Source organism: Nostoc sp. (assembly GCF_036918015.1).
Taxonomy (GTDB): domain Bacteria; phylum Cyanobacteriota; class Cyanobacteriia; order Cyanobacteriales; family Nostocaceae; genus Nostoc.
Window position 1 is genome coordinate 209,558 of record NZ_JBALEO010000085.1, and the last position, 6,496, is coordinate 216,053.

6 protein-coding genes are annotated in these 6,496 nt (G+C 43.7%); 5 read left to right on the forward strand and 1 reads right to left on the reverse strand.

Translation table 11 applies throughout. The annotated features are described in order from the left end of the window. Positions 1-85: 85 nt before the first annotated feature. The 4 genes from V7K61_RS26380 (at position 86) to V7K61_RS26395 (ending at position 3,685) form a co-directional block, all read left to right on the forward strand. On the forward strand, positions 86-943 hold the full coding sequence (locus V7K61_RS26380; protein WP_335057976.1) for a leucine-rich repeat domain-containing protein: 858 nt from the start codon (positions 86-88) through the stop codon (positions 941-943). Positions 944-1,237: 294 nt separating this feature from the next. After that, entirely contained in the window at positions 1,238-2,116 is an 879-nt protein-coding gene (locus V7K61_RS26385) for an N-acetylmuramoyl-L-alanine amidase (protein WP_335057978.1), read from the forward strand. Positions 2,117-2,276: 160 nt separating this feature from the next. After that, positions 2,277-3,533, forward strand: a complete 1,257-nt coding sequence (locus V7K61_RS26390) for an FAD-dependent hydroxylase (protein WP_335057980.1) — start codon at positions 2,277-2,279, stop codon at positions 3,531-3,533. Positions 3,534-3,547: 14 nt separating this feature from the next. Further along, positions 3,548-3,685: a hypothetical protein gene (locus tag V7K61_RS26395; RefSeq protein ID WP_335057982.1), complete on the forward strand. Its 138-nt coding sequence runs from the start codon at positions 3,548-3,550 to the stop codon at positions 3,683-3,685. A 57-nt stretch (positions 3,686-3,742) separates the two neighbouring features. On the opposite strand, the gene V7K61_RS26400 is transcribed toward V7K61_RS26395, so the two are convergent. After that, the gene (locus V7K61_RS26400) at positions 3,743-5,269 is read right to left on the reverse strand and encodes a site-2 protease family protein (RefSeq protein WP_335057988.1); all 1,527 of its coding nucleotides are present in this window, start codon (positions 5,267-5,269) and stop codon (positions 3,743-3,745) included. Positions 5,270-5,462: 193 nt separating this feature from the next. On the opposite strand from V7K61_RS26400, the gene V7K61_RS26405 reads away from it, so the two are divergent. Further along, positions 5,463-6,194, forward strand: coding sequence for an MBL fold metallo-hydrolase (locus V7K61_RS26405; protein WP_335057984.1), 732 nt, complete (start codon positions 5,463-5,465; stop codon positions 6,192-6,194). Positions 6,195-6,496 lie beyond the last annotated feature (302 nt).

Sequence of the window (6,496 nt, forward strand, 5' to 3'; positions counted from 1 at the left end):
AGAACACATTAATCTAGCCTCATTCACCATAACCTGCGATACACTAATCTGGTAAATATCGCTACAGAGTTGGTGAGGTTTGCTGATGACAAATGAAGAACTGTTGCAAATTATTGAACAAGCTGCTAGGGAAAAGGAAACGGTACTAGACCTTAATCACAATCAACTCAGCAGCCTGCCGCCAGAAATCAGCCAACTCTCCAACTTGACTGAGCTATCCCTTGAGAACAATCAATTCAGCAGCCTGTCGCCAGAAATCAGCCAACTCTCCAACTTGACTGAGCTATCCCTCTCTGGTAATCAATTCAGCAGCCTGCCGCCAGGAATCAGCCAACTCTACAACTTGACATGGCTAAACCTCGATAACAATCAACTCAGCAGCCTGTCGCCAGAAATCAGCCAACTTTCCAACTTGACTGAGCTATTCCTCTGTGGTAATCAACTCAGCAGCCTACCGCCAGAAATCAGCCAACTCTCAAACTTGACTGAGCTATTCCTCTCTGGTAATCAATTCAGCAGCCTACCGCCAGAAATCAGCCAACTCTCAAACTTAATATGGCTAGACCTCTCTTGTAATCAACTTAGCAGTCTACCGCCAGAAATCAGCCAACTCTCAAACTTGGAATGGCTAGACCTCCCTGGCAATCAACTCAGCAACCTACCGCCAGAAATCAGCCAACTCTCAAACTTGGAATGGCTAGACCTCCCTGGCAATCAACTCAGCAACCTGCCGCCAGAAATCAGCCAACTCTCAAACTTAATATGGCTAGACCTCTCTTACAATCAACTCAGCAGCCTGCCGCCAGAAATCAGCCAACTCTCAAACTTGACAATATCCCTCAAGAACAATCCACAATTAAGCTCGCCGCCGCCTGAAATTGTTGAGCAGGGAACGGAGGCAATTTTGACCTATCTTCGATCGCGGTTAGAAACTAAACAATAATATCTTTCTAAACTGCTAGTAGTTGGTGAAGAGGATGTGGGTAAAACATCATTAAGAGCGCTACACGCTGAAGACTTTCATACCCACCAATCCACTACCCACTGCATTGAAATTAAATGGCTTTTAACAGCACTATTGCAGAGATTATCAAGGTATATTTAACTAGAATTAAGGTATTATAGCGATTATTATTTGGATGCCATCTACGGTAGGGGTTTACAGAAGTATGCCTCTACAACTGACACGCCAGTTTAGCTATAAATTAATATCTACCGTTTTACGGGTATTAGAAAAATGAAGTTTACAGACTGGGTGACTAGGGTGCTACTAATCTGGCTGATGTTCGCCACTTTAATTGCAGTGCTGCTAATTGGACGAGCAACAAAATTACACAACAATCCGACAATATCCCGTGCAGCCAATTCACAGGTTACAGCTTTCAGTAAATATCCCCAGGCGCAATTTCAATCAGCGAAAGAGCCAGAGAAGAAATTTCAAAATGTTATCAAGTCCCCAGTCAAGACTAACCAGCCTCTAGCAAGGTACATAACCACTCAAGCTTTTGCACGTTACAGACCTAATTATCAAGTTGCTTCAGTAGACCCAAGTAACTATGGTGAACGTTACACCCAAGATGTTAATGGCATTCCTCTCAGCAACCAACCAATTATCGTCATCCATGAAACTGGTTATTCAGCTTCTAGTGCCATCAATTTCTTTCAAGTAGCTCATACTGATGAAGGTGTGCAAGCAAGTTACCACGCCTTAATCAAGTTAGACGGAACGGTAGTTTATCTAGTACCGCCAGAAAAACGGGCTTTTGGTGCAGCTAACTCTGTGTTTGATGGTTCGCAGGGAGTGGAAACTGTGCAGACTAATCCGGCTTTACCCGCCTCTGTGAATAATTTTGCTTATCACGTCTCTTTAGAAACACCGCCAGATAGCTATGACAGTGGTAGTCAACAAACCCATAGCGGCTACACGGAAGCTCAATATCATTCCCTTGCTTGGTTAGTTGCTCAAAGTCAAGTCCCAGACGATCGCATCACTACGCACCATTTAGTAGACCGTTCTGGTAAAAAAGTTGACCCGATAAATTTTGATGGGAATAAATTTCTCAGCTTGCTTAATACTTATCGTCAGGTTAGACCAATTTATCGAGTCAGCAAATAATTCAGGAGTCAGAATTCAGAATTCAGGAGTCAGAATTCAGGAGTCAGAAGTAAAACAGGCTTTATACCTGGCTTATGGATAAAATTTTAAATTGTTAACTTGCTCAAGAAGGCGCGATCGCGTCAAAATAAGAGTTAAGACGCTGTAATCTAACTTAACAATGGCCATAACGCAGCTTGAGCAAATTTCCCCTCAACTAACACCGCCAAATGAGCGGGGATATGAATATGATTTGGTAATTGTCGGCGGTGGGATTATTGGGTTAACTTTAGCCTCTGCTTTAAAAGATTCTGGCTTGAGTGTCTTGCTTATTGAGGCAAAAGTGGCATCAGTGGCGGTAGCGAAGGGACAAGCCTATGCAGTTCACAAACTTTCGTCACTAATTTATGAAGGTATTGGCGTTTGGGACAAAATGTTGCCGCAAATCGCCAAGTATTGCCGAGTACGTCTTTCTGATGCCGATTATCCCAATGTGGTGGAATTTACCACAGATGATATAAATACAGCAGAATTGGGTTATGTGGCGGAACACCAAGCCTTGTTGCAGCCGTTGCAAGATTTTGTCCAAAATTGCCCAAATGTGACTTATTTGTGTCCGGCGGAAGTGGTAAATACGCAGTACCAGCAAAATATAGTCGCCATAGATATTAAAGTTGCCGATCAACTAAGAACAGTTCGCAGCAAATTAGTTGTAGCAGCAGATGGATCGCGATCGCCTATTCGCCAAGCTGCTGGAATCAAAACTTCGGGCTGGAAATATTGGCAATCTTGCATTGTGGCATTTGTCAAACCAGAAAAACCCCACAATAACACCGCTTACGAAAGATTTTGGTCTAGCGGCCCCTTTGCGATTTTACCTTTACCAGGGAACCGTTGCCGCATTGTCTGGACTGCCCCCCATGAAGAAGCAAAGGCTTTGTGTGCCTTAAATGACGAGCAATTTTTGGCAGAACTAAGCCGCCGCTATGGCGATCAGATGGGAAAATTGGAATTACTAGGCGATCGCTTTGTTTTCCAGGTACAACTCATGCAAAGCGATCGCTACGTTCTCCCGCGACTAGCATTAATTGGTGATGCGGCACACAATTGCCATCCCGTCGGCGGACAAGGTTTAAATTTGGGTATTCGGGATGCAGCAGCTTTGGCGCAAGTAATTCAAGCAGCGCACAAAGCGGGTAAAGATATTGGCGATATTCAGATTCTCAAAGGTTATGAACGCTGGCGCAAGCTAGAGAATCTGACAATTTTAGGTTTCACCGATTTGTTAGATCGGATGTTCTCTAATAATTTCTTCCCTGTAGTGGTAGTTCGTCGCTTGGGTTTATGGTTCTTGCAGCGAGTACCTGTATTAAAAGTATTTATGCTGAAATTGATGATTGGTTTAAAGGGGCGGACTCCAGAATTAGCAAAACGATAAGGCTTGAGAATGTCATGGAAGAGGACAAGGGGACAAGGGGAAAACCTCATAGACAAATCTATGGGCTGCTGAAAGAAACGATCGCGATCGCTGATACAGCCAATTTCAAAGAAAGTGAAGTACACAAAGATTCGTCTCAAAGCCAGGTATAAAGCCTGTTTTCCTCCTGAATTCTGACTCCTGAATTCTGACTCCTGAATTCTACTTTTTTAAATTTGCAAAAAGTTAGCGATCGCTTGCGGTAATGGCAGAATAATTACAATCAACAAAGCCATTGCCAGTAACCCCCAAACGTCACGTTTGTTATCCAATTCAGTGACATCATTCAGCGCAGGTTCATCAATCAACGGCATAAATAATAAGATAATCGCCCACACCAAAAATTCTTCTCTAACTAAAGAAAGTAACAGTAACAACACGCGAGCAATTTGACCAATTACGATCGCAGTTCGTTGTCCAAACATCGCATGGACAATGTGACCTCCATCTAATTGTCCCACAGGCATTAAATTTAACGCTGTGACAATTAGTCCTAAAAAACCTGCTACTGCAACTGGATGCAAATCAAGGGCTGATTTTGCTGTTAACTGACTTCCCAAAGCTAACTTTGAGAGTATAGCCAGTAAAATTGAATACTTGGGATTGAGAGCATCAGGATTTAAAAGTCGGGTTTTTTCACTCAGGGAAACTATATCAGAATGAGCCAAACCCCATATTAGTAATGGCAAGGTGACAACAAAACCTGCAATTGGCCCAGCAATACTAATATCAAATAAAGCTTTGCGATTGGGAATGGGACTACGCATCTGAATAAATGCGCCAAAAGTTCCCAAAAAGAAAGGTACGGGAATAAAGTAAGGCAACGTCGAGCGAATCTTGTAAAATTTAGCTGTCAAATAATGCCCAAGTTCGTGAGTGCCCAAAATAGCCATCAGTCCTAAAGCATAAGGCAATCCCTTGAATAGGACATCTGGGTTAGATAGAAGCTTGAATAAAGATCCAATATCCCAGATAGGCGGCAGAGTAACACCAGCATTTTCCACTCCCACCAAGGTAGTAGTGATCAAAGTAGCTGCTAGCAGCATCAGCGCTAATCCTGGACGAGTTAATCGTTCCTGGTTGCGTCGTGGTATATCTGTCTGTTTCGCAGCAGCTTGAGTATTGGGAACCAAGACAAAGAAAGGTTTGCCATTGAAGCCTTCTTGAAAAATCAGCAAGAAGCGATCGCCAAATTGTGCTTCAATATTAGTCTTAATCTGCTGGTAAGCGTTGCTGGCTTTAGTTCGCAACTGACCCCGGCAAATTACAGATTGTGGTCGATACTCAATATTTTGAACGTAGTATACAGACCAAGGAAAACAATTTCGTAGTTGGGTTTCTTCGGCTGGTTCAATGGGACGCACTATTGGTTCTGGGGTAGGCTGGATAGTCGGCTGTGATTCTGAGGCTAGGGTTTGGGCTTCGTCTGTCTGTGTATCTCTTGGTACTTGACGCCCCCATTGAAACAACGCCCAGTACAAGACTGTGCAGACAAATACCGACCAGAGGATCAGCCCTGGCGGTGGAGGTTGTTTCGCCCCGTAGATTAGCGTCCATCCACTCAACAGGAATGCTGGTGTCATTAAAACCAGCCACAACAACCATACTGGTGTGCGGGTAATGAGAGCAACGCTGCGCTGCACCATTAGATAAGTAGCAAGCCCCAGCAGGAGGATAAACAGAAACCAAAATGCCATGTTCTCTTCAGTAATTTTGACAAAACGCCCCACCAGTAGCTTCAGCACCATAGCATTAACTACAAGGCAGACCTCAAATCCCAATTTTCTTCACAATGGTTAACAGTGCTGGTTAAGGCTCAAGTTGCAATTCTTGAGAATTTCCACACTGTAATCAAATTGTCCACAACTCCTCAGTTTCGGTTCTTTGATTATGTGCCCTTTACCTCAACAGCCAAGTCATACAACTAAGCCACCACGGGCTGTCTTCCCGGACGAAGTACTCAGCGGAGGTTCTCTGCAATCGGACTTCGCCCAAGAGAGCATTTTTGCCTTTCCACCCAATCGGGACACATTAGGGGGAACCTCTTATTTTATTGTAAGAAATGAAGGCAATATCCTGATAGATTGCCCTGCACTAGAAAAAACAAATCAAGATTTTTTGCGATCGCATGGAGGCGTGCGTTGGCTATTTCTCACCCATCGCGGCGCTATTGGCAAGACTGCTGAATTTCAGCAAGCCTTTGGCTGCGAGGTGCTGATTCAAGAGCAAGAAGCGTATTTATTACCAGGCTTAACCGTAACTACTTTTAAACAAGAATTTACTCTTGATGCCTCAACACAAGTGATTTGGACATCAGGGCATTCTCCCGGCTCATCTTGTCTCTACTACAGTGAACTTGGAGGTATATTATTTTCTGGTCGCCATTTACTCCCTAACCAGCATGGTCAAACAGTACCATTACGGACAGCTAAAACCTTTCACTGGCCAAGGCAAATTCAGAGCATTCGATTATTGTTAGAACGTTTTACACCAGAAACTCTTCAGTATATTTGTCCTGGAGCTAATACAGGCTTTCTTAGAGGTAGGCGGGTTATAGATCGAGCTTATCAACACCTCGCCTCTCTGGATTTACCAGATTTGCTAGGGATACAACCACTTTAGAAGTCGTATCGCTGTTGAAAACCGCAAGGATGAAATTTTGTCAATATAGCGGTTTTCATGTATTTGAAGCACACCTGTCGTAGGGGCGCAAGACCAGGTATCAACTTAACGCTAAACCCGCTTGGTGACAACGTTTTGCCCTCACCCCCAGCCCCTCTCCCCAAGGGAGAGGGGAGCTAGACATTCAATTCCCCTTCTCCCTTGGGAGAAGCAGGGTGGTTTCATACAAAGAAAGAAAAATAATAATGATTTGTAGAGGGTGGAGAAAAATTGATAGATAAAAAGTATGAATCTCATCGAAC

What these genes read in the sequence shown, in the direction of transcription:
- V7K61_RS26385 (WP_335057978.1), top strand. Translation starts at nt 1,238, where the DNA reads ATGAAGTTTACAGACTGGGTGACTAGGGTGCTACTAATCTGGCTGATG.
- V7K61_RS26405 (WP_335057984.1), top strand. Translation starts at nt 5,463, where the DNA reads ATGTGCCCTTTACCTCAACAGCCAAGTCATACAACTAAGCCACCACGG.
- V7K61_RS26380 (WP_335057976.1), top strand. Translation starts at nt 86, where the DNA reads ATGACAAATGAAGAACTGTTGCAAATTATTGAACAAGCTGCTAGGGAA.
- V7K61_RS26390 (WP_335057980.1), top strand. Translation starts at nt 2,277, where the DNA reads ATGGCCATAACGCAGCTTGAGCAAATTTCCCCTCAACTAACACCGCCA.
- V7K61_RS26395 (WP_335057982.1), top strand. Translation starts at nt 3,548, where the DNA reads ATGGAAGAGGACAAGGGGACAAGGGGAAAACCTCATAGACAAATCTAT.
- V7K61_RS26400 (WP_335057988.1), bottom strand. Translation starts at nt 5,269, where the DNA reads ATGGCATTTTGGTTTCTGTTTATCCTCCTGCTGGGGCTTGCTACTTAT.